This is a genomic window from Paenibacillus uliginis N3/975 (genome assembly GCF_900177425.1).
Taxonomy (GTDB): Bacteria; Bacillota; Bacilli; order Paenibacillales; family Paenibacillaceae; genus Paenibacillus_AQ; species Paenibacillus_AQ uliginis.
Genome location: NZ_LT840184.1, coordinates 1,235,234 through 1,258,657 on the forward strand (window position 1 = coordinate 1,235,234; position 23,424 = coordinate 1,258,657).

General features: G+C 44.5%; 22 protein-coding genes. 17 read left to right on the plus strand and 5 right to left on the minus strand.

Annotated features, from left to right (window positions below; all coding sequences use genetic code 11):
* The first annotated feature begins 397 nt into the window (after window positions 1–397).
* The 3 genes from serC (at window position 398) to B9N86_RS05790 (ending at window position 2,519) form a co-directional block, all read left to right on the plus strand.
* Window positions 398–1,486, plus strand: coding sequence for a 3-phosphoserine/phosphohydroxythreonine transaminase (serC, locus tag B9N86_RS05780; protein ID WP_208918167.1), 1,089 nt, complete (start codon window positions 398–400; stop codon window positions 1,484–1,486).
* A 115-nt stretch (window positions 1,487–1,601) separates the two neighbouring features.
* Window positions 1,602–2,066 carry a tRNA (uridine(34)/cytosine(34)/5-carboxymethylaminomethyluridine(34)-2'-O)-methyltransferase TrmL gene (gene trmL, locus B9N86_RS05785; protein WP_208918168.1) on the plus strand — a complete coding sequence of 155 codons (465 nt, stop codon included), beginning with the start codon at window positions 1,602–1,604 and terminating at the stop codon, window positions 2,064–2,066.
* Between the two features lie 198 nt (window positions 2,067–2,264).
* Complete coding sequence (locus tag B9N86_RS05790; protein ID WP_208918169.1) at window positions 2,265–2,519, plus strand: AbrB/MazE/SpoVT family DNA-binding domain-containing protein; 255 nt, start codon at window positions 2,265–2,267, stop codon at window positions 2,517–2,519.
* Between the two features lie 299 nt (window positions 2,520–2,818).
* Here the strand turns inward: B9N86_RS05790 and B9N86_RS05795 are convergent, their stop codons facing one another.
* Together B9N86_RS05795 and B9N86_RS05800 are read right to left on the minus strand one after the other, a co-directional pair.
* Complete coding sequence (locus tag B9N86_RS05795; RefSeq protein WP_244563122.1) at window positions 2,819–3,886, minus strand: phosphodiester glycosidase family protein; 1,068 nt, start codon at window positions 3,884–3,886, stop codon at window positions 2,819–2,821.
* A 14-nt stretch (window positions 3,887–3,900) separates the two neighbouring features.
* Window positions 3,901–4,314, minus strand: coding sequence for a hypothetical protein (locus B9N86_RS05800; RefSeq protein ID WP_208918170.1), 414 nt, complete (start codon window positions 4,312–4,314; stop codon window positions 3,901–3,903).
* Between the two features lie 380 nt (window positions 4,315–4,694).
* Between B9N86_RS05800 and B9N86_RS05805 the strand changes: the two genes are divergently transcribed.
* Both B9N86_RS05805 and B9N86_RS05810 read left to right on the plus strand, forming a co-directional pair.
* The gene (locus B9N86_RS05805; protein ID WP_208918171.1) at window positions 4,695–5,351 is read left to right on the plus strand and encodes a response regulator transcription factor; all 657 of its coding nucleotides are present in this window, start codon (window positions 4,695–4,697) and stop codon (window positions 5,349–5,351) included.
* Window positions 5,352–5,451: 100 nt separating this feature from the next.
* Complete coding sequence (locus tag B9N86_RS05810) at window positions 5,452–6,666, plus strand: aminotransferase-like domain-containing protein (RefSeq protein ID WP_208918172.1); 1,215 nt, start codon at window positions 5,452–5,454, stop codon at window positions 6,664–6,666.
* Window positions 6,667–6,780: 114 nt separating this feature from the next.
* Here the strand turns inward: B9N86_RS05810 and B9N86_RS05815 are convergent, their stop codons facing one another.
* The gene (locus B9N86_RS05815; RefSeq protein WP_208918173.1) at window positions 6,781–7,623 is read right to left on the minus strand and encodes a DUF2161 family putative PD-(D/E)XK-type phosphodiesterase; all 843 of its coding nucleotides are present in this window, start codon (window positions 7,621–7,623) and stop codon (window positions 6,781–6,783) included.
* Window positions 7,624–7,886: 263 nt separating this feature from the next.
* Here B9N86_RS05815 and B9N86_RS05820 point away from each other — a divergent pair, with 263 nt between their 5' ends.
* The 3 genes from B9N86_RS05820 (at window position 7,887) to B9N86_RS05830 (ending at window position 11,266) form a co-directional block, all read left to right on the plus strand.
* Window positions 7,887–9,782: a PrkA family serine protein kinase gene (locus B9N86_RS05820; RefSeq protein WP_208918174.1), complete on the plus strand. Its 1,896-nt coding sequence runs from the start codon at window positions 7,887–7,889 to the stop codon at window positions 9,780–9,782.
* Between the two features lie 263 nt (window positions 9,783–10,045).
* On the plus strand, window positions 10,046–11,083 hold the full coding sequence (locus tag B9N86_RS05825; protein WP_208918175.1) for a globin-coupled sensor protein: 1,038 nt from the start codon (window positions 10,046–10,048) through the stop codon (window positions 11,081–11,083).
* Window positions 11,084–11,098: 15 nt separating this feature from the next.
* Complete coding sequence (locus B9N86_RS05830; protein ID WP_208918176.1) at window positions 11,099–11,266, plus strand: glycine zipper domain-containing protein; 168 nt, start codon at window positions 11,099–11,101, stop codon at window positions 11,264–11,266.
* 351 nt (window positions 11,267–11,617) lie between these two features.
* On the opposite strand, the gene B9N86_RS05835 is transcribed toward B9N86_RS05830, so the two are convergent.
* On the minus strand, window positions 11,618–13,009 hold the full coding sequence (locus tag B9N86_RS05835; RefSeq protein ID WP_208918177.1) for a SpoVR family protein: 1,392 nt from the start codon (window positions 13,007–13,009) through the stop codon (window positions 11,618–11,620).
* A 239-nt stretch (window positions 13,010–13,248) separates the two neighbouring features.
* Between B9N86_RS05835 and B9N86_RS05840 the strand changes: the two genes are divergently transcribed.
* The 5 genes from B9N86_RS05840 (at window position 13,249) to B9N86_RS05860 (ending at window position 17,010) form a co-directional block, all read left to right on the plus strand.
* On the plus strand, window positions 13,249–14,082 hold the full coding sequence (locus B9N86_RS05840; protein WP_208918178.1) for a hypothetical protein: 834 nt from the start codon (window positions 13,249–13,251) through the stop codon (window positions 14,080–14,082).
* Window positions 14,083–14,345: 263 nt separating this feature from the next.
* Window positions 14,346–14,624, plus strand: a complete 279-nt coding sequence (locus tag B9N86_RS05845) for a hypothetical protein (protein ID WP_208918179.1) — start codon at window positions 14,346–14,348, stop codon at window positions 14,622–14,624.
* Between the two features lie 9 nt (window positions 14,625–14,633).
* Window positions 14,634–15,203 (plus strand): DUF4291 domain-containing protein, encoded by a 570-nt coding sequence (locus B9N86_RS05850; protein ID WP_208920119.1) that lies wholly within the window; start codon window positions 14,634–14,636, stop codon window positions 15,201–15,203.
* Window positions 15,204–15,506: 303 nt separating this feature from the next.
* Window positions 15,507–16,289, plus strand: a complete 783-nt coding sequence (locus B9N86_RS05855) for a hypothetical protein (protein ID WP_210190642.1) — start codon at window positions 15,507–15,509, stop codon at window positions 16,287–16,289.
* Window positions 16,290–16,455: 166 nt separating this feature from the next.
* A complete protein-coding gene (locus tag B9N86_RS05860) occupies window positions 16,456–17,010 on the plus strand; it encodes an RNA 2'-phosphotransferase (RefSeq protein ID WP_244562961.1) in 555 nt (184 codons plus the stop codon).
* Between the two features lie 52 nt (window positions 17,011–17,062).
* Here the strand turns inward: B9N86_RS05860 and B9N86_RS05865 are convergent, their stop codons facing one another.
* A complete protein-coding gene (locus B9N86_RS05865; protein WP_208918181.1) occupies window positions 17,063–17,968 on the minus strand; it encodes a hypothetical protein in 906 nt (301 codons plus the stop codon).
* 343 nt (window positions 17,969–18,311) lie between these two features.
* Between B9N86_RS05865 and B9N86_RS05870 the strand changes: the two genes are divergently transcribed.
* The 4 genes from B9N86_RS05870 (at window position 18,312) to B9N86_RS05885 (ending at window position 23,417) form a co-directional block, all read left to right on the plus strand.
* Window positions 18,312–19,277, plus strand: coding sequence for an ABC transporter permease (locus B9N86_RS05870; RefSeq protein WP_241930388.1), 966 nt, complete (start codon window positions 18,312–18,314; stop codon window positions 19,275–19,277).
* A gap of 13 nt (window positions 19,278–19,290) precedes the next feature.
* The gene (locus tag B9N86_RS05875) at window positions 19,291–20,190 is read left to right on the plus strand and encodes a carbohydrate ABC transporter permease (RefSeq protein WP_208918183.1); all 900 of its coding nucleotides are present in this window, start codon (window positions 19,291–19,293) and stop codon (window positions 20,188–20,190) included.
* Between the two features lie 66 nt (window positions 20,191–20,256).
* Complete coding sequence (locus B9N86_RS05880; RefSeq protein WP_208918184.1) at window positions 20,257–21,897, plus strand: extracellular solute-binding protein; 1,641 nt, start codon at window positions 20,257–20,259, stop codon at window positions 21,895–21,897.
* 14 nt (window positions 21,898–21,911) lie between these two features.
* Window positions 21,912–23,417, plus strand: a complete 1,506-nt coding sequence (locus B9N86_RS05885) for a hypothetical protein (protein WP_210190643.1) — start codon at window positions 21,912–21,914, stop codon at window positions 23,415–23,417.
* The last annotated feature ends 7 nt before the right edge of the window (window positions 23,418–23,424 follow it).

Below are 23,424 nucleotides of genomic sequence, written 5' to 3' on the forward strand. Positions count from 1 at the left end.
TTTTTTAGAGATAAGTAACTTATGTCAGTTAAATATTTTGATGATTAAACGTGGAATGTAGAATAAAACATCGGATACCAGGGTGATGATGTCGGCAAACCGTTCAAATTTGGTTCTTCCAAATTTCTTCATTCTTCCACCTCGTTTTTTTGGGAAAAGTTTACTTAAGTTTATCACAAATTTGATTGGCTAGGTTTTAAAAGAATATTTAGAAAATATTTATATTTATCCTTAGGTAAAGTAACAAGTAATATGATAAAACGAAGTTATTATCAATTTATTCCAATCTATATTTGTGTCTTTAAATAGAGAAAAAAGCACTTGCTGCACTTCCGGATTGTTGCTATGATAAGCGAAAATCTTTAGTGAGGTAGATAAAGAAAGGGTGGAGAGTCGTTTGAACAAAAGAGCTTATAATTTTAACGCAGGACCGGCCGCATTGCCGTTGGAAGTACTGGAGCGGGCGCAGGCGGAATTTGTTGATTTTAGGGAGAGCGGCATGTCCATCATGGAAATGTCTCATCGTGGAGCCATTTATGAGTCGGTTCATAAGGAGGCGCAGGAGCGACTTTTAGCTCTACTCGGTAATCCTGATGGTTACAAGGTCTTGTTTCTACAAGGCGGAGCGAGTACCCAGTTCGCCATGATTCCGATGAACTTCCTTGGTCAGGGACAGCAGGCCAACTATGTGATGACTGGGAGCTGGGCTGATAAAGCTTACAAAGAAGCGAAGTTGATCGGTGAGACACATATCGCGGCATCATCTGAAGCTGACAATTACATGTCGCTACCTAAGCTGACTGATATTTCGTTATCTGACAATCCAGCTTACTTGCATATCACTTCCAATGAAACGATTGGAGGAACTCAGTTCAAGCAGTTCCCAGATACCGGATCTGTACCTCTGATTTGCGATATGTCCAGTGACATCTTGAGCCGGCCGTTTGATATGAAACAGTTCGCTATGGTGTATGCCGGAGCTCAGAAAAACCTAGGTCCATCCGGGGTAACCGTTGTGATTGCAAAAGAAGATATGATTACAAGCTCGCCGAAGCATCTTCCAACGATGCTGCGTTACAGTACACATACAAGCAACGACTCGCTGTACAATACACCTCCATCTTTCGGGGTATATATGATTAATGAAGTTCTCAAATGGATTGAAGAACGCGGCGGTTTAGAGGGAATACGTGACCTGAACCGGGAAAAAGCGGCACTTCTCTATGATATGATCGACGGAAGTGAAGGCTTCTATCGTGGCTGTGTGGATGCGGGCAACCGTTCTGACATGAACGTCACATTCCGTTTGGAATCGGAGGAGCTGGAAAAGGCATTCATTAAAGCCTCCGAGCAAGAAGGATTTGTTGGTCTTAAGGGCCACCGCAGTGTAGGGGGATTGCGAGCTTCGATTTATAATGCTGTTCCTTTGGAAAGCTGTAAAGCACTTGTTGATTTTATGGGACATTTTAAGCGGACTCACGGATAAATGCAAACTGAGGAACCTTCCGTCATGACGGAAGGTTCTTTTATGTGATTGCGATGAAATCTGATTTTTAAGTTATAATAGAAGAAAATAGATGAAAAGGGTGGATTGTTACAACATGGCATTACACATCGTACTCGTTGAGCCTGAAATACCGGCCAATACGGGAAATATAGCTAGAACTTGCGCAGCAACCGGGACACATTTGCACTTGGTGCGGCCGTTGGGCTTTAATACGGACGATAAAACACTGAAGCGTGCGGGACTCGATTATTGGTACGCTGTACACATCGAGTATCATGATTCATTTGAGGAGCTTAAGGAGCTTTATCCGGAGGGGCGATTCTTCTACGCATCGACCCAATCGGATAAACGCTATACCGATATTGCTTATCAGGACGGTGACTTCCTCGTATTTGGTAAAGAGACGAAAGGTCTTCCTCCTGAGCTGCTGGCTGCGAATCCCGATCACTGCATTCGTATGCCGATGACGGACAAGGTGCGTTCCTTGAACCTCTCCAATTCGGCAGCAATTGTCGTATTTGAGGCACTTCGCCAGCTGGATTTTCCGGATATGAATTAGGAATAAATGTACTGTTATACACATTTTCTCAGACACGCTACCTATGATGATATTAAAGAAAAGTAAAAAAACAAATAATTTCTTAAAAACTAGCAGGATTCGACAACTTTATATCGAACTATTATACTAGGCCCATTTTATCATATGACTGGGAATAATGCAGAAATTACTTGTTGAACGGAGAGGTGTATCATTGTTATGAAACCTGCTGGTGTTGTACGTAAGGTGGATCAGCTGGGGAGAATCGTCCTGCCCAAATCACTGCGCAAGAGATATCAAATGAACGAGGGCGATCCTGTTGAAATTTTAGTCCAGGGTGACCATATTATTTTGGAACGCTATCGTCCTAAATGCGTATTTTGCGGATCCATGGATGGAGTAAGCGAGTTTAAAGAACGTTATATATGCGCACAATGCATGACCGAGATGAACCAGCTTCCGAAACATGCTTAATGAAGTGCGATGGGGCGCCGCTATTGCGGTGCTTTTTTGTTTTGTTTAGTGCGGACAAAAGAAAAAGCTTCCCCGATTTGAGGAAGCTGCGCCTTACAGGCCTTTGGTTTTATCTTCATTGTACGATGCAGTCAAAATGCCGACCAAGTATAAGACAAGAACCAGAGTGACGATCCAAAAGGTTAAAGAGAAAGACATTTAAGGCCACCTCCTGCTAAGCTATTTCTTATTATACCCAGCCTTGGTGAAAAAATAAATGAGAATATGACGTATATCATAGATTTAGTGCGAAATTATGGTTACTTAAAAAATAAAAAGTGCGTTGGAACGGGTCGAAGTCTTCCATCGGAAGGCTTATTCACAACTCTGCCGTTTAGGATTAAGGAAGAGGAACCGCCTCCGTCCAGATTATAGGCGTCTTTCACACCCAGGTTGTACAGCTTGTTTTGCAACTCCTGTAAAGTTGCGCCTGACTTGCCTTTTTCATCATAACCTTCCGTCACGATAATGAGCAGTTGGTCGTCTTTATAGTTCGCGATGACGGTACGGGGGGCACGTGCTGGTGCCGTTTTCCATTTCTCGGGAATCGGCGTTTTTTTGCCGTTCTTAATCAATACAGGAACGAACGTAGCACCGAACTTGGGATCCAGCTGGTCAAGCTGTTCTTGGCTCCAGAATTTGCCGCCGATCAGTTGGCCGGATTGATTAAGCCCCACGAAGGCCAGATCCTTGAAAGAGGGCTGAAATCCGGTTACATATTTGCCGTCGATGAACGTTGTGCTTAAGGGGTGTCTACCTCCGTTACCGTCGGCATAACCTCCTGCATTAATTCCGGCTACTGCACCATGGCGGGTAACCGCCTGTAACGTCGTTTCGGTAGAGCCGCTTTTCCCAGTGTCGTTTCCGAGCGACATGGCCATTGCGTTTGGATCGTTGAGCTTTACCTTCATGGCGTACCCGTGATACGATCCGGGATTAACTTTGAAGAGTTCGATGTTGATTCGGTCACTGCTGACTCTCTCCGTCGGGACACCCAGCTTGGCCGTAATCCTGCGGTTGTACACTCGTTCTGGCACTTCAGCCTGAGCCGTAGTATCCTTTAGGATACTGCTCATGGCTGCAGTCGTTTGCTGATACAATCTGCCTGTTTTCTCAATGGAAGCAATGGTCTTGTCCACCGTGAGTGCAGCTTGATCCAGGCCTTGGACAATGTGGCCCGTTTCTTCCGATAACCCGGAGTCCGGGACATAAGCGGAAGTATCAAGCTCAAGACGTGGTGGTTCGGATAAAAGCCAAATGCAGAGCGAGGCGCCTATAAACGGCGCAAGGGCAAGCATGAACCACCGGTTGACTTGTTTGGGAGTCATGCGGGTCAATGTTTTCACTTTAATAGCTCCATTTTTCGTTCAAGCTTGTTAAGCTGCTGTTTCACTTCGTTCAGCTGGCTGTACAGCTTATTGCTGTTGTCCGTCTTTCCGCTGGCCTGGTCCTTCGTAAACGTCAGCAGTTCATTGAAGGACTGCACCATACTCTGCATTTCGTTCATCTGCTCAGACAGCTCTGTAAAGCGGCTGTCATATTGGGCCTTTAGGGCCGCCATCTCTCTTTGGGTATCCTGCTGCAGCTGCGCTACCATTTCTTTTTTTAAATGATTGCTGTATGAGTAGGCTCCAGCCACACCTAGCGCAATAAATATGATCCAAAACATCCAAAACCATCGTGCCTTTGGTCCTTTACGAGACGAAGTTTCCCGTGATGAATAAGGAGGTATTGTCTCTGTTTCCAGCGTTGGCATCTCATCACTCCTTGCAATACCTATCATTTTTTCCAGTAATCATTCTATCATGGTAAAAATAATTTCGCAAAGACGAAAAAACATCTATCAATTGTCAAAAATAGATTGCTTATAACGAGGAAAGTGGGATACAATCTGTATAGATTTGTTTATCTAAAGAGATACATATAAGTCGTTTGCCATGCTGTCCTGCCTGGGTCTAAGTCTCTAGAATTATTTTCATCTTATGTCCAGTTCGAAAACGTCCGGCGGGGCTATAGAGCGGCAAACAACGACATTTCGCGTTTCGTATTTTGGATGCTGCAGCAGATTTCCTAAGAATAGCTGCGCTTAACTCTACCAAGATATTAGCTTGTTTGAAATAGGGGGGTTAAAGGATCATGAATCAGGTTTGGCGAGTAGTTATTGTGGGAAGTCATCCTACGAGTATGCTGGGAACCAAATTGATTTTGGAAGAAGAGAAACAATTGAGTGTACTAGGGATGGTTTCTTCCTCTCAGGAAGGAATCAGGATGGTAGGAGAAATCGTGCCTGACCTCGTTTTGCTGGATTACCGGCTTCCGGACACAACTGCCGAAACCGTGCTGGAGCAGATGAAGCTTCTGTCACCGGAGTCTCATGTCATTATTATGACAGATAATGACGGACTTTCATTGCTTCAAGCATTAATCAGCCGAGGAGCGAGTGGACTTTTATCGAAACAGGCGTCTCCTTTCCAGCTTATGCACATGATCGCAGGTCTGCGGGAAGGTGTCACAACGTTGCCGTTGGAATGGGTTAAGCAGGGTATTTGGCCGCTGACTGCCTCGGCAATGTCTGAAGGAGGTCTTCCACTTTCCGAGACGGAAACATTTATCATGGAGCGAATCGTTCAGGGGATTACCTATGATAAAATCGCTCTTGAAATTGAAGTGAGCCGGCGTTCGATAGACAATTATCTTCGCAAAATTTATGTGAAGCTAGGTGTAAGCACAAGAGCCCAAGCTATTGAGAAGTACGCGCTATATACGCACCAAGGACGTCAATTGTATGCTTAAATAGCGACGTAAGTTATAATCGTGAAAGACTAGGAATACCTTAAAGAGGCTGACTAGAATTAAACCGAGGATTTGAAAACGGTTAGAAGGAGGGATTTCGATGCAGTATTCCTTTGCTTCCCGTGCACAGGCCTTATTGTCTTCCCCGCTGCGCAGTATTCGGGAACTTGCGAAGCGGGATTCTTTTATTTCTCTGGCGGAAGAGCTTCCTGCTGAAGAGCTATTCCCTCTGCCGTCACTGGCTGAGGCCGCCAGCTCCGTACTTAACGCCGATCGGCGTTCGCTTCAGTACGGGGAAGCTGAAGGGTATGGTCCGCTGCGTGAATGGCTCAGTCGTGACTGGAGCCGTCGTAAGAAGCTGAACATGTCTCCGGAGCAAATATTGCTGACCACTGGAACCCAGCAAGCACTGGATCTGCTAATCAGGGGGTATGTGGATCCTGGAGATAGCGTTCTTGTGGAAAATCCGACTTCACCGGGCCTGCTCCAAGTGCTTAGGCTGCAGGGTGCTCACATCATTCCGGTGGAGGGGGATTGCAATGGGATCTTACCTGATTCCCTGGAGACTCTTATCGAGGCGAATCATCCGAAACTGCTGCTGGCCGCCCCCAACTTCACGAATCCGACAGGTGTGCTGTGGAGTCTGGAACGACGTAAAGAAGTGCTGCGGTTATGTGAAGCACATGATGTACTAATCGTTGAGGATGATTCGGTCGGGGATTTGTATTTTCCGCAAGGGGGAATATCACCACCGCAGCTTCCATCGCTGATTTCCCTGGAGGAGAAGCAAGGAGATCATGTTCTGTATGTGGGCTCATTCAGTAAAACCGTTGCTCCTGCCCTCCGGACCGGGTGGGCAGTGGGTAATCGGCAGATTATTGAGATGATGACGGCGATTAAACAAATGGCGGATTGGCAGTCCAGTTTGTTAAATCAGCGGCTGCTTCACCATCTATTGGATTCGAAGCATTTTAATTATGACGAGCATATCCTGATGCTGAACAGAGAGTACGGAACACGGCTGAAACTGATGGTTGAGCTGCTCAAACGGAACGCGTGGAAAGACGCGGCTTACAAGGTTCCATCTGGCGGCATGTTCCTGTGGGTGACTCTGCCAGCAGGGCTGAATGGAGACGCGCTGCTGAGAGGCTCTTTGCTGAAGGGGGTTGGTTTCCTGCCCGGCTCCATGTGTTCACCGGGAGATGAGGCTAATGAAAGTATACGTCTGAACTTTACCCATCCCGGAAGAGATGAGCTGCTCCTTGGCATGAACCTGATCAGTGAAGCGGTTATGGAATTTACCGCCCGCAGCTAGTCAATCATTTCAGGAAGCGTTAAATCATAAATAGGGGTTGTCTACAGTATCCAATGTATTGGATACCGTAAACAGCCCCTTTTTGTATGTTCAATGCATATGTAATGATCTTCATCATTTATTTGTGTATGAGGAATAAGGGATGTGTCCAGAGATTGAAGAGGATTCAAGAACGGATGCGTAGTCTTGTAATGCTTGTAAGCCAGTCTTCGTAAGAATATAGCGTCCGCGTCCGACACGGTCGAACCATCCGTAATAATTGTGCTGAAGAATGGCGGCGGTGTTGCCGACTCCGGTTAAGTTCCTTATAGCGGCGGGTGTAATGCCTGATTTGAGAGGGGAATCTGTCTTCGTTCTGCTCTTCTCCGGAAGCTGACTGAGTTCAGAGTCAGAGCCAGGCGCTTCTGTAAGCTTATCTATAACGCTCAACTGCTGTATAGCCGCAGCAACGCGAAGTGCCTTTTCACGGTAGGCTGTAACGAGTTTGGCCCGTGTTACGCCGCCCGTGTTATAATCTCCGCTGCGCTCGCGAAATTCCACCAGCAATTTTTCACGTCTTCTCGGCGCTTTGCGGTCTGTATCGTTCCCTTCACCAGGCTCGCATAGTACTTCTACAAGCGGGGCTTTCGTCTTATAGAACGTAACTGTAATTAGTCCGAGGCCGAGCTTGCGGCACAAGCTGCTTAGCTCCGACCAGCGCTGGTTAACCGCCCCTTTTTTAGCCCGGCTCTTTTCTACGGCCAAGTACACGAGAGGGCTCATCTTGAGACGTTCCAGGCCCTGCAACAGAAGTGCTAGGTTGAATGTTTTTTTCATTTCTACGATCAGCGGCTCATCCAAGCTGTCTTTCATGCCGACCATATCACAATTACGTACTTCGGCTTTGATGTTAAATCCGTGCAGCTCAAAAAAAGTTTTCAATGGAGCGTACAGCTCGGATTCATGTTTTATCGCCATGGCTTTCTCCTTTGTAATTAACATGTCAGAAAGTGCCTGCGGAACTCTATTCCATCAGTATAACATGTCGGGAACGGATGTGCGTATGTACAGGTGACAGCACCCGTATTCGTAGAAAAAGGAAGCTCTTTAGTTCGAAAACTGGTCAACTATTCCGAGTACGCCGCATAGGTATGTAATACACTTTTTCGGTGGTTAAAGGGTTAACGACACGAGTGGAATGGAAGCCAATCCTCATAATCAGAGTCATAGGAGGTAGCGGTATGGATATTTTCAAACGCATAGCATCGTATCGGGCAGAGAGCGATCGTCTGGCGTGGAGCGGCACATTCAGGGAATATATCGAAATAATTAAGAAGGATCCTTCTCCCGCCATGACCGCGCATGCGCGCGTATACGACATGATCGAATCTTATGGATTTGAGGAGAGTGGAGGCCGGAAAAAATACAAATTTTTTGAACAGGAAATATTTGGTCTGGATCGGGCAGTTGAAAAGCTTGTAGAAGAGTACTTTCATTCCGCAGCCCGTAGGCTGGATGTCCGTAAACGGATATTGCTACTGATGGGCCCAGTCAGCGGCGGTAAATCAACGCTCGTCACACTCTTGAAGCGCGGACTTGAGAAGCATTCACGTACAGAAAAGGGAGCTGTATACGCAATATCCGGTTGCCCCATGCATGAAGAACCTCTGCATCTGATCCCGCTCGAGCTGAGGCCTGAAGTGGAGAAACAGCTCGGCGTCCGCATTGAGGGGAATTTATGCCCTTCCTGCCAAATGCGGCTAAAAACGGAGTATGGCGGCGATATAGAGTCGGTAATGGTGGAACGTGTGCTCATCTCGGAGGAGGGCCGAACGGGTATCGGTACATTTAGCCCTTCTGATCCGAAGTCTCAGGACATCGCAGATCTGACAGGGAGTATCGACTTCTCCACCATTACCGAATATGGCTCGGAATCCGATCCACGTGCATACCGCTTTGATGGTGAACTGAACAAGGCGAACCGGGGATTGATGGAATTTCAGGAAATGCTGAAATGTGATGAAAAGTTCCTATGGAATCTGCTTTCCTTGACCCAGGAAGGCAACTTCAAGGCCGGGCGGTTTGCGCTCATTAGTGCGGACGAACTTATTGTAGCCCATACAAACGAAACGGAATATAAAGCTTTTATTGCGAACAAGAAAAATGAGGCGCTCCAATCCCGGATGATCGTTATGCCAATTCCTTATAACCTGAGAGTGAGTGACGAGGAGAAAATATACGATAAACTGATTGGACAAAGCGATATGAAGCATATTCATATTGCACCTCATGCACTGCGATCGGCCGCTATTTTTTCCATACTGACACGCCTGAAGGAAACTAAAAAGCAAGGCATGGACCTGATCAAAAAAATGCGCATGTATGATGGAGAAGAAGTAGAAGGTTACAAGGAAGCCGATTTGAAGGAGATGCAGAGCGAGTATTTGGAAGAAGGTATGTCCGGCGTCGATCCCCGGTATGTCATCAACCGAATTTCGAGTGCTTTGATCAAACAGGATCTTCAGTGCATTAATGCGCTGGATATGCTACGTGCGATTAAGGACGGATTGGATCAGCATGCCTCCATTACGAAGGAAGAACGGGACAAATATTTGAATTTTATTTCTGCTGCACGCAAGGAATACGATGATCTCGCCAAAAAAGAGGTTCAGAAGGCGTTTGTGTATTCTTTCGAGGAGTCTGCTAAAACGTTGTTTGAGAACTATCTCGATAATATCGAAGCGTTCTGTAACTGGAGCAAAATTCGTGATCCACTTACCGATGAGGAGATGGATCCGGATGAAAGACTGATGCGCTCCATTGAGGAACAGATCGGGGTATCTGAGAATGCGAAGAAAGCTTTCCGCGAGGAGATCATGATTCGGATATCCGCATACTCCCGTAAGGGCAAAAAATTCGAGTATCACAATCATGAGCGTCTGCGTGAAGCCATTGAGAAAAAGCTGTTTGCGGACTTGAAAGATATTGTAAAAATCACCACCTCAACCAAAACTCCGGACGCTGTACAGCTCAAGCGAATCAATGAGGTAAGCTCCCGTTTGATTGAGGGGCATGGTTATTGCCCGGTATGCGCGAATGAGCTGCTGCGGTACGTGGGAAGCCTGCTGAACAGATAATGACGAATAGGAAAGCAGCGGCCTTTAGACAAAGGCCGCTTTTGCTGTACAAAAATTGTTCTGTGCGAATTGTGGGCCGTTTCGGAAACGGATTATGCTAAAAGTAATCATATTTTGGGAGAAAAGATAGTTTCTTGGTGCAAATATACATGCAATTGGGCCTTTGGGATTATGTGTCTATAGTAGAAATAGTCTATAATGAACCCATCGAGGTATAAAATTTTGTGATATAGATCACCGAATTAGGAGTGAGATTTTTCGAAATGATCGACGTATCCCCTGAAAGACGCAAACAGTTGGAGTATCTCGGGCTCAGTGACAAGGAACTATTACTTTTGGCTAGTCATCGTGACATCTTTAAAAAAGTGGTGGAAGAAGTCGTTGGACGATTTTATGATCAAATCGGAACACAGCCTGAGCTGATGAAAATTATCGGTATGACTTCGACTGTGGACAGACTGAAAGAAACCCAACGTGTTTACTGGATGTCACTAGCAGATGGAATCGTTGATGACGCATATATCGATAACCGGATTAAAATTGGACAAGTCCATTCCCGGGTTGGTCTGACAACTGACTATTATTTGGGAAGCTACATGGTGTACCTGGACATTGCTACAGACCTGCTGAAACAGATCGTACCAGATGGCTGGATTTATGTTGTTCATGCACTGAGCAAGATGTTCAACCTGGATTCTCAGCTTGTCCTGGAAGCCTATAATATGAAAGAAAAGGAACAAATTCATGCGCTTGCGGCAGAACAAGAGAATATGTTGAAAGCGATTACTGCAGTAGTCCAGGAGCTGACTTTAATGATCGTGGAGCTGGATCAGAGTGCAGCGCTAATGGCGGATAACGCCACTAAGACAGCGGAAGCTCAGGAGAAAGCACATACGCTGACGGGAGAGCTGAACCAGGAGATTCTCCATATCGAGCAAATGGGAACGCTCATCCGGGAAATTTCGGACCAAAGTCATCTGCTCGGTCTGAATGCCGCAATTGAAGCTGCACATGCAGGTGAGTACGGACGGGGATTTGAAGTGGTAGCCGGTGAGGTACGTAAGCTGGCGAAGCATTCCCGGACAGCGATGGAGGAAATTCAGAGCAAGGTGTCGGGCATCATCCGAAAGCTGGAGCAGGTAGAGTATGAATCTGAGCAAACTTCTATTAATGCCCGAAACCAGGCTGCAAGCTCGCAGGAATTGGCGGCCTTCGTCAAGATGATGGAGAAGCTGGCGGAAGATTTGGAAACTCTGCAGCAGAGCTCTGCTGCAAAGGTAGAGGCTGTGGTATCAAAGTAAGGGTGTGCCTATATAATGAAACGCGGAAACAAGTCTGGAAATAAGATGGCGAGTGGAATTTCCATAGGTATTGCTTTAGGTGCTGCGTTTGGTGTAATTTTCGATAATATCGTCATTGGCATCGGTATAGGAATTGCTTTCGGAGCTGGTATCGGGGGTTCAATGCACAGTAGAAGGAAGTGAATTTTGGATATAAGAAGGGTGGGCTCAAAGATTCAATATGTGGGCTCTTCTTTTATTCGTTGTAAGGCGCTACGTGTACGAATCGTTCCTACAATCGCTCTTGCCCCCGAATTTCTTGAATTATTCCTTGGTGGAAGAAATTCGGGAACAAAGGAGCGTATGCTTTCGATGCGAGCTTTCCTTTGGGAAGCTTTTACCGCTACTGCTTTTCCAGAATCGATTCGTCCTCTCCGCTGCTTGCGGCCTAAATAGAATGCCAAGAATACTCGGCTCTAGCCGAAGAATTCTTGGCATTAATTTTACATACGATTATCTAACTGTTGAATGATGTTGGGTGAGGCCCTTAATAACTCATATAAATCGTCGATGAAGCTTTTTTCCGTCGTAGGAGAACATGATTGGTTTAGTCTCGATGACACTGTGCAGGTGCACAGGCTTACCCCACAGGTAATATACATATGGCAGCGTGCGTTCCATATACTTCAGATCCAGCTCTATTCCTTCGTATTGATGTTTAATCATTAATTCCCCGGAACGGTGGTAATCTCCATCCTGTACGACAAGGTAAGGAGACCCGCCGTTTACACGGGAAACGACAAGTTGATCACGGATGTTCTCCCATGACTTGTCGGTTATTTTCCACTCCGGTCCTTTTTTCTCAAAAACATACAGATCGAGGTCGTTAACCAGCTCTTTGGTCAGGTAATTTCGCAAGAACGAGATGTCGGAATCGTATTCGCGGACCTCGAATATTTTTTCCCGATCCCAGCGGCGTTCGATATCCTCGAATATTTTCAGTCCCAGGTAGTACGGGTTCAAGCTATGACGGGACGGCTGTACAACGGAAGCGTTAAGCTTCGCAAATTCCACGGTTTCCTCGCTGGTTAGGTCCATCTCGCGCAGGATGCGTTGATGCCAGTACGAAGCCCAACCTTCATTCATGATCTTGGTCTCCATCTGGGGCCAGAAATACAACATCTCCTCACGCAGCATACTCATGATGTCCCGCTGCCAATCCTCCAATATTTCAGAATGCTCCTGAATGAACCACATGATATCCTTCTCTGGCACAGGTGGAAACCTCCGATGGAGTGACATTTCTTCTGCTGGTTGAACGTTGCTGTCTTGTTCCGTCTCCCAAAGGTCGTCATAGGGTCCAATCGTTTTTTGACGTTTCGCGTCATCCTTTTGTCCTTGGATGATCCTTTCCGTATATCTCTGCTTATCGAGTTTTTCAGGCCTGAGTATTTGCGGATCTACATGCTCCTGGATAGCCAGAACCGCGTCAATGAACTTCTCAACAGCATCCGTTCCATGTTCCAGTTCGTAGCGGGAGATTCGTTCGGCGGTGGCGGACATGCTCTCGACCATGTTGCGGTTGGAGACGGAGAAGCGGGCATTATTTTTGAAGAAATCGCAGTGCGCAAGAACATGAGCAACGATCAACTTGTTCTGGATCAAGGAGTTTCCATCGAGCAAAAAAGCATAACAGGGGTTAGAGTTGATGACCAGCTCGTATATTTTGCTAAGTCCAAAATCGTACTGCATCTTCATTTTGTTAAAGGTTTTTCCGAAGCTCCAATGGCTGAAGCGGGTGGGCATTCCGTATGCCCCAAAGGTGTATATGATGTCTGCCGGGCAGATTTCATAACGCATGGGGTAAAAATCAAGGCCAAAGCCTGTAGCGATCTCCGTTATTTCCGAGATAGCCCGTTCCAGTTCCGCAATCTCGTCTTGATGCACGAGAACTCCCCCCTCTGTAAGTTAAAAAGATGATTCTTATCATATATATGGAGTTTGCGCGGCGATATGCGGATATAAGGCTTAAGTCATGGAGCTCAGAAGGCTGCGCAGGGAATAAAGTCACTTTTTCAAATATACAGAGCTGTAGTTCGAAGGTTGCTTTGACAAAGCTCAAGAAAGCGTGACAAAATATGAGTACTTCACCAAAGGGAAATTGTGGAATCTATGGAGGTACAGTAATGACCGAAGTGGCACTAAATGAGAACAATAAAATGATCCGGGTCATCGGATATCGTGAGCTGTTCTTTCTGATGCACATGCTTGAAAGCAGCGGCATAGCGGGTTTTGCGGATCCGTATCGCGGCTCTCTGAAGGATGAACTGGAAGAGGAATGGGGGCAGTGCAAGCAAAACTTGCTGGAAGCAGGGCTGCTCATACAGAAGGAAGATGAACTCGAAGTCGAGCCTATTATGGAAGTTTTTATGGCGGTTATGGACAGTCCTTATGCGATGAGAATTCAAATCATACGGAGGGGTATATCCGTATATGACGGATATATGCATATGTTGCCGCAGATGGTTATTGAACGGATCGAGGATGAGGAGAAGAGAGATACATTTCGTATTAGCGCTATAGCTAATGTCCAGTCGGCTACGATGTTCCTGGAGCATGTGTTTCCTGCTGATTCATCGGAAGGGCCTCAAGGTTTCGCAGCCCCTTTTACAATTTCAGAGGAAGTATATGATGCTTTGCTTCCTGATGGGGAAGAAGCAGGCACGGACATGAGTATGAACGAAACAGATACGAAACGACTTAAGAGAATGATGGATGAGGCGACAGAGCATGGCAGGTTGACACTGCTCGAGCGGCAGGGACAGGTATGGAAGCAAGAGATGCTGACCTATGGTTTTGGAACTGGCGGAGGATGGATTGCGAAGAGTGATGGAGAGGACGGAGTCCAGGTAGAAAATTACCGGCAAGGGAAGATGGGGCAGGCGATGAAGGCTTTTGTGAAAGACTTGCTTATTAGAATGGAACCAGAAAACGGAGGTTCGGATAATGACCAACATTAAGATTAATCCTGAATAGCTGGATGAAGCAGCAACCCGATTTTTGGTGTCCAGTCTCTGCTTATCTCCTATTTCAAGGTTACATATTTTTTAGATAGCTCGATATATGCTAATTTACCATCTCTTATTACTACATGGACATTGGGAGCTCCGTAATTTCTGAAGATGCCTTATATATGGATTTATGACAATGCCATATCAAGATAATGTGTGGGACTCTTTCTAAAGAACAGTTTGCTCTAGAATTTAATGTTGACTCAACCTATGTGAAGCAGTTGCTAGAAGTTGCCTACGATGAAAAAAATGAAGATGATGTTGATCTTCTGAATTATGTTATGTTTGGATTTAATCTTGTTACAGAAGATTATGTAGACTTACTGTGCAGACTAATGTACGCTCCTTGGCATCATCAACACGAAGATATAGCAATCATATTTCAATCTTTTAGATTTCCACAAACAGTAGAATGTTTATTTAAAACAGCACAAACTCAATTTGAGTATCTAGAATATGACGGAGAATTAAAAAATGAAAGAAGCTTATAAAAGAAAAAAATCCTTGCTCAATTTAATGATAACACAATTAGAATTTATCAAGCTTATAATAGCAGTATTGCAGATGAAGCCGTTAGTTTAGGAACATTTGGTCCGTCCTTCAAAGTAGATAGGATGACTTGGATAAAGCCATCTTTTTTATGGATGATGTATAGGTCAGGGTGGGCAACGAAAAAAGACCAAGAGAGAATATTGGCAATTGATATAAAAAGAACAGGATTTCATGAAATTCTTGAAAATGTAGTTTTATCTTCATTTGAAGAAAGTGTATATGGATCGCATGAAAATTGGAGATCTCAACTTGAAATCTCAGAGGTTAGATGCCAATGGGACCCTGATAGAGATATTTATGGGAAGCCTTTGGATAGACGTGCTATTCAATTAGGTCTCAAGGGTAATATGGTTCTAAATTATGTAAATAATTGGATTGTAAAAATTAGTGATATCACAGAAGAAGTGATAGAGATAAGAGAATCAATAAAATCAAATACTTTTGGAGTAAGTATGTTGCCAAGTGAACATGAATACCCTTTGGATGACGGAGTAAAGGCTATTCTTGGAGTATCATAAAGAAGTTGAAGAACAAACTTGTACTTGAAATAAGGAACATGGGTTAACAATATCTTGATAATGAAAGCTATTGGACTTCGTAGAAATTTGATTACCTTGAGTTGCCCCGTGACGCTACTCAAGGTTTTCTTTTTGTATTTCAAGATGATGATGAGTGGTTTGGAACTGTTGTATTTGATGATAAACTTCCATATTCGTTTCAGTGGTATATAAAATTAATTGCATGTACTTGTGTTAGATGAGAAGGAAATTATTTTATCGGAACTGGATAATGGAAGGTCTGATAAATAATGAGTTCGTTAGATGAATAGGGTGAATAAAAAAGTGATAAGTATAAACAAAAGCGGTAAGTATTCTTTTCATATAAAATTTGATGCCGACGGTGTAGAAGATCTGATTGAAGAGTTGAAGGCAGCTTTGAACGGTATACATGCAAATCTCCGATTAAGTAATGCATCGCGTATAGATCAAAAACAAATACGAAGTCTGACGATTTCATGCAGCAACGAGCAGGATACATTAAGTTACAAAGAATCTGGCTTGTTTCTACAACTGGAGGATGAAGTTATCGAATATATCATGAGCAGGCTGGAACGATGTTTAACAGGAGATGATTTTTATCCTGCTGAGCTTTGCGAAGTGACATTCGGAAACCGTGATATGATGATTTATGGCGAATTGGACCATAGAAACCCTTATGAAATTCGAGTAACTGAGGACGTAAATGAAATATGCCCTGGTTCATACGATCATATGAATAAAATTTCTGAATACCCTCCAGAAACCGGTTTGAAGCTCCTTATTGTACTTATTGAATATGCGTGTAAAGGTACAAATATAGGACCGATCTTATTAGCACGAAGTCAGATTAAAAAGATCCCTTCTTGCTGGCTCGTTTCGTTTTTTCCTGAAGCTACGAAACAAAGTGTTGATTTTAATGATGAATGGGAATTTCGTCGACTATTGGAGCTTGTACATGAGGCGGTACCACAACTGTTAAAAAATTATGTTGAAATCGGATTGGCGTCAGAAAACAAAGAGGTGAAAGAGGCGGCTGAGGATTTTGCTACGAGAGTTATTACTTAGTATAATCCGCCCGTAAATAATGATGCCTTAACTGCTGTAGAAAAAGAGCGGGTGTTAAACTTCCACATATCTATAAGCAATTATTGAACTATTCCAATGGATGGATTTCGGGATAATAGAACATATCGAAGAGTTTTATCATTCCTTTAACGACTAACATTTTAGAATGGAAGGTGAAACAATGGATTATTTAAAGCTAAGCAAAGGGGTGGCACACGCCTTGCGTCACGCTCCCTGGGAGTATGAATTGGAGATGGATTCGGAGGGATGGGTGGAAACGGAACAGTTGGTGATGGCTTTACGGCTGGATAAACAATGGGATTTACTTCAAGCCGGAGATCTGAGCAACATGCTGGATGCTGCCGATAAAAAGCGGTATGAAATCAAGGATGGAAAGATTAGAGCCTTGTATGGTCACTCGTTTCCGCAAAAAATAAAGAAATCTCCGGGAACTCCTCCTCCTGTCGTGTATCATGGAACGCCGAGGCATCTGGTGGAACAAATTATGAATGATGGATTACGGCCCATGGGCAGACAGTATGTGCACCTCGCTGCGGAATCCGATATGGCTATCATGGTCGGTAAGAGGAGGGATTCCGAACCGGTGCTGCTGGGTATTCATGCAGAGATGGCTTCTAAGGACGGTATAATATTTTATCAAGGAAACAATACGGTATGGCTTTCTGACTTTGTTCCTTCCCGATACATTTATATATGTTAGGCGATTAAAAAACCTTGATGAGCTGCTTACGCTGATCAAGGTTTTTTGCATCTTAAAGATTGATAATGATAATGGCAAATACGCCGAGCATAATACCGATTTTGCCGAAGGTGCTAAGCTTTTCCCGGAACAACAGCATGGAGCAGAGGGTGATGGAGACGATAATGCTGCCTTGAACAAGCGGAAAGAGATAGGAGCTTGGTACAACACCTGAGAGAAAAGTCATGATGATATTTCCAATAAGTGATGTCGCGGCCAGCAACACCATGGGCAGTAAATTTTGGCGCAGCACTGTGCCTTCTCCAGAGATCGTGAGGCTTTCCTGTTTCTTCCCGGTCACATATTGAACGGTATACGCTAGAATGTAAAACACAAATGCGGAGCAGAACCCGACGAACATTAAACCGGAGGATTGTGTTCCCTCCATTTGATGCTGGTGGAATTTTTGAATGACTGCAAGTAAACCGTTGAATAAAAAAGTCAACAGACAATACAGCAGCCACTTGTCACTCCGCTTTGTGCTGCCGCCTTCGCTCTTCTGATCGGGGTTTACATTAATGAAGTAAAATGCGGCTAAGAACAGAAGAATAGCAGCCACGGTCGTCAGCGTCATCGCTTCATTAAATGCGATAATGCCTGTAACTGTTGGTATAAGCATACTCGCCGAGAAATAAAACGCTGTATAAGAAAGTGGCCCTGTACTGATCGCCAAATTATAAAAAATGATGGTCAACATAAAACCGAGACCGAATAATATGCCGAACATCAGTGTTTCAGGGCTGATCTGACGGGCTTCAGGCTGAAACAGGCTGAACAGAAGCAGCCCCATCGATGCTATAAAAGTGAACCCAGCATAAATCAGCAGCCGCTCTCTGAGGGGGCCAGCCTTGATAAGTTTCATAGACAAGGTTTGTGTAGAAAACAGCATGATGGTGATTACGATAAGCAAGGTATTCAACAGTAATTCCTCCAGTTATCCAAATCCGTATAATGAGCCGTGCACATCCGTATTAAGTATAGCCAGTGAGCGAAAAACGTGAAATGATCAAATATTAAAGTGACTTTAAAAGTTTAAGATTATGGCTCTAACCCTTGTATTATGTGAACTGGGAGGGGCATGAGAGAAATTATGAATGCGTTTTCTTTATTTTTGTCAGCAGGTTCACATTTTGATGTGTTCAACCTTTAAAAATTGAACGTTACTTTAAATACAGGCTATTTACGGGCGATGGATGCATCCTCCTATAATATGGGCAGGCGAAAGAGATAGCCTAGTTCATCACAACAGGAGGGGGATATACTTGAGATTAGCAAAGAAGCCCAAACCGCAGCGCGCTCCGCTGCGAACGGCAACCGGTAAGAATCTGAAGCTGCTGCTGATCAAGCGCAACTGGGTATTATACTTATTTATACTGCCGGCATTTTTATACTTCTTCATTTTTTCCTACGTGCCCATGTACGGTGTGCAGATTGCGTTCAAAGACTTTATTGCAACAAAAGGTTTCAGTGGGAGTCCGTGGGCGGACCCGATATTTAAACACTTTATTACCTTTTTCAGTTCCACGCGATTTGCAGAGATATTCTGGAATACCATCTCCATTTCATTCTATTATTTACTGGTCAGCTTCCCGGCACCGATTATCTTGGCACTGTTGATCAACGAGGTGAAGAACAACAAATTCAAGAAGCTGGTACAGAACATTACATACATGCCATACTTCATCTCCATGGTTGTACTGGTAGGGATGATTGATCTGTTCTTCTCGAATACGGGACTTGTAAACCAGCTCACTGCTCTAGTCGGTATGGAGCCGATCCATTTTCTTCAGAAGGATAGTCTATTTAACGACATGTATGTGTGGTCAGGCGTCTGGCAGACGACAGGATATGGATCCGTCATTTACTTTGCCGCACTAGCTGGCGTATCGCCAGAGTTACACGAAGCGGCTACGATTGATGGGGCAAGCCGGATTCAACGAATCATCCATGTCAATCTGCCGGCAATCATGCCAACAATTATAATCATGCTGATTATTAGCGTTGGGGGAATCATGAACCTTAGCTTCGAGAAAGTGCTGCTTATGCAGAAGGATATTAATATGGAAGTGTCCGAGGTCATTTCGACATATGTGTACAAACTCGGTATCCAAAAGGCCCAGTATAGCTTATCCTCTGCAGTAGGATTATTCAACAATATCATAAACTTAACACTTCTCATATTAGTAAACCGCTTCTCCCGTAAGGTTGGAGAGAATTCATTATGGTAGGGAGGGAGATTGCATGCTTGTAAAAGAAACCAAGTCCGACAAGGTGTTTAATTCGGTCAACCTTGTTGTTCTGACCGTGATTCTACTTCTGACAATGTATCCGCTCTGGTTTATTGTGAGCGCTTCCATCAGTAATCCTGATTTGGTCAACTCCGGCAAAATGCTGCTGATTCCTAAAGACATTTCCTTCAGTGGATATGCGAACATCTTCAATGATACTAGCATTTTAAGGGGATATCTGAACACGATCGTGTACACGGTGGTAGGAACGATTATAAATGTGACGGTTACGCTGCTTGCTGCGTATTCGTTATCGCGGAAAGATTTCGTAGGAAATAAATTTTTCACCATAATGTTTCTGATTACGATGTTCTTCTCCGGCGGTCTGATTCCTACCTTTATGACGGTCAAAAGTGTAGGTCTTTATAACTCACCATGGGTTATGGTGATTTTGGGGGCAACGTCGATGACCAACATTATTATTAGCCGTACTTTCTTTCAGACAACGATTCCGATTGAGGTGCAGGAAGCGGCACAGATTGATGGATGCTCCAATTTCCGATTGTTTGCTCAGGTGGTGCTGCCGTTGTCCACGGCTATTATCGCCGTTATGGCATTGTTCAGTGCCGTAAATCACTGGAACAGTTATTTCACCGCATTGATCTATTTAAGAGATGATCAATGGCAGCCACTTCAAATCATTTTGCGCGAAACGCTGTTGAAGAGTCAATTCAATGCTGAGCTGCTGCAGCAGGGCGGGGATACTGCCGGATTGCTTCAGGAAGAGCTGCGTGCAGCGGAACAGATCAAATATGCACTTATTGTTGTTGCATCCTTGCCTGTTATGGCTCTGTATCCATTTGTGCAAAAATACTTTGTTAAAGGCGTTACGCTGGGCTCTGTTAAGGGCTGATAACCCATGCTTCACTTACACCGGCAACAAATGATTTTACATATATACTCAAGAGGAGGAAGGATCATGAAAAAGAAAAGCATGCTCGCATTACTACTTAGCACTATTCTGTTTGGAAGTTTATTATCAGGCTGTGCATCTCCAGAGAAAGAAGCAGAAGGGAATAATTCGGAGAATACCCCGGGAGTTGAAGCGGGGCTTCCCGATTATTTGAACCCTGTGGGGGAGTATCCCATCACCAAGGAAAAAATCAAAATTAAAGTGATGGGTAAAAAAGATCCCGGCGGCTCGGATTGGGGCGAGCTGGAGATTTTTAAAAGATTGGCGGAAAAAACGAATATTGAGCTTGAATTTGAGCTTTCAGAGGGCGACTCGTTTAATGAGCAAAAAAATATAGCTCTCGTTGGCGGTGAATATGCGGATATCATCTTGAGAGGGGCAGATAAGACAGATGAAGAAACTTATGGTCCCCAAGGTGTATTTCTTGACCTGACGAACCTGATTGACCAATATGCGCCGAATCTGAAAGCCTTGATGGAGAAGGATCCGGTCATTAAAGCTTCGATTACTTCCATGGATGGAAAAATCTACGGACTACCTTATATTTTTAATACATCAATGACACAAGGGCATCTTGGATTCTTTGACTCTCAATGGATGAAAAATGTAGGAATAGAAAAAGTTCCAACAACGACGGATGAGCTCTATGAAATGTTGAAAGCATTCAAAGAAAAGGATGCGAACGGCAATGGTGATCTGAGTGATGAAATTCCATTCTCTGCAGTCGGACTGAACGCATTTCAGCAGCTCTTGGTGCCTGCATTTACAGGGCTTACAGGAGGAATCGGCTTTGACGTTAATGATGCGGGTGAGGTCGTTTATGTTCCTGCGATGAAAGAGTATAAAGATTTCCTCATATACACGAATAAGCTGTATAAAGAAGGATTGATCGATCCTGAATTCACAACCCAGACATCTCAGCAGTGGCAAGCAAAGGTAAAAGGTGGTCTGGTTGGTATTTACAACGCTTCCCCAACAGTGCTCGATCCAGAGGCAGCTAAGTCGGAGCAACTTAGCCTAGGACCTTTGACTTCACCTGTGAATGACAAAAAAGTGGTTAGATCTCCGTTTAACTTGTACACCAGCAAAGCCATTATTACAGATAAAGCCAAGCATCCAGAAGCTGCCATGAGATTATTGGATATGTTCTACGCAACAGAAGATAAAGCTGTCGATGGTTTTTCAGGCAACACTATATTTGTCGGATATGAAGGTGAACACTGGAAATACACGGATGATACGAAAGCTCAATATGAATGGATTGATCCGATTACGGGTTTTGGAGATATTAATAAATCGATTTCCGTAAACATGGAACTGCCGGGTTACTTGGACTTCATAGCAATGCCAGCCAATAATCCGCTTATGGAAATGAAGGTTACCCAGGTAAAAGAAAAACAAGTCCCTTATTACAGAGATGCTTATCCGGTGAATGCCCGTTTTACAGCCAAAGAATCCGAGAAAGGCAACGTTATCGAGAATGATCTCTTTACTTATGTAACGTTGATGACTACCAAGTTTATTATCGGCGAAGAAAGTCTGGATAACTTCGACAGCTACATTGCTACATTGGACAAAATGGGCCTGCAGGAACTGCTAACCATCAAAACAGATGCGCTGAAAAGATGGAATGAATCATTGAAATAATCGGAGGACTTGCCGTGTTACATCAACTAAGTTGTATCCGGGAGATGACTCAATTACAACCAGACAAGTTGAAGGACGGGGATCTAGCCCTCGTCCTTGGCTATTACGAGCCGGGAGACATCTCGATGCAGTATAAGTGGCGAAGTGACAGTACATTAACGCATAACGGCGGAACCGTGATTGCCCCTGAAGAGTACAGCGAAAGCGGGCGATGGCTACTGATTCACCATGGGGTATGTGATTTTAGATATTTTGGGATAATGAACTCTTCTGTTCCCGCTGACGAGGCGCTCACAACTATGGTGAATGATCCCTCAATTAAATTGATTGAAGGTTATACGGATTTGCGCTTTACGAAGCGCCAGAAGTTTAACCGAAGTGATCTTGAGCTTGATTTTCACAATTGCAACGTGACGGCTCAAGGTATTGAGCCGGCTGCACACAACGATCCCTTCGGTGCGGTCATGCATTTCAGGGGACAGCTTATGGAAGAGAAACAGGAGCTAAACCTGTCACATTCTTTGGAAGAGTTATATGATATATTTGAAGTAGAAGACAGCAGCGCATTTCATCTGTATGATTGGTGGATCGTAACGGTAAACCGATTGACAGGTAGGGAAGAAAAAGAGATCGACAAGATGCTGATGGTGACAGAAATAATTGACGATACTCACGTGCGCTTCAATTACAAAATGGGATGGGAGCTTCAAGAAGGACGGACGCTAACCTATCAAAGGGTAGAGCCTGTTAAAAATGTAAACGTTCGCAATATGGTGTTTTGGGGAAATGACGGAGGTGAAGACAAAGGAGCACAGCCTTTGGTGCTGGAATATGCCGTGAACTGCGACGCCTTTGGCTTACATGCTTATCACACCTACTGGCCTGTTCTTTTGAGAAGGCATAACACGTATTATGTGACTGAAAAATGTTCCCTCAGTAATCCTGTTGAAGTGGTTGTTGGCGGTACAGGCTACTTGACGCAGCAAATTCATTGTCTCTATGGCAAAGTTCGCGACTGTGTCGCAAGCAATGCCCGTCATCTGAATGATTTTACGGGAAGCGCTTACTGCTTGGTAGAGAACTGCCATGGTGATGGTGATTTCCACGGTGCATTTGTAACCCATGGCCAATTCGAGCATGATCTGACCTATATAGGCAATTCAGGTTTGATATCTTTTGCTAATAGTGGGTTTACATGGGGAGATAGCGCCAAGCGAATTACGGTCAAGCGCCACTCCGCCTGCTGGTTTATTTCTTTTGCGAAAGTAACCGATTTGACGTTAGAGGATGTGTATATCACCAAGACGGAAAAATACCCCGAGTGTGGTACCATACTGATCAATGCGGATGGTGCCCAGATACGCGGATGTACGGCCGACCAACTCGTATTCACACAGCGAAGTTCACGGTCCAAGCGTCCTAATGTAGTTCAGGACTGTCACTTTACAGAAGGTGTCGAGATTGTTCGCGAAGGGGATACGGCAGTTACCGCCAAAATACATATCCGCGATGAACTTTAGAAGGGTG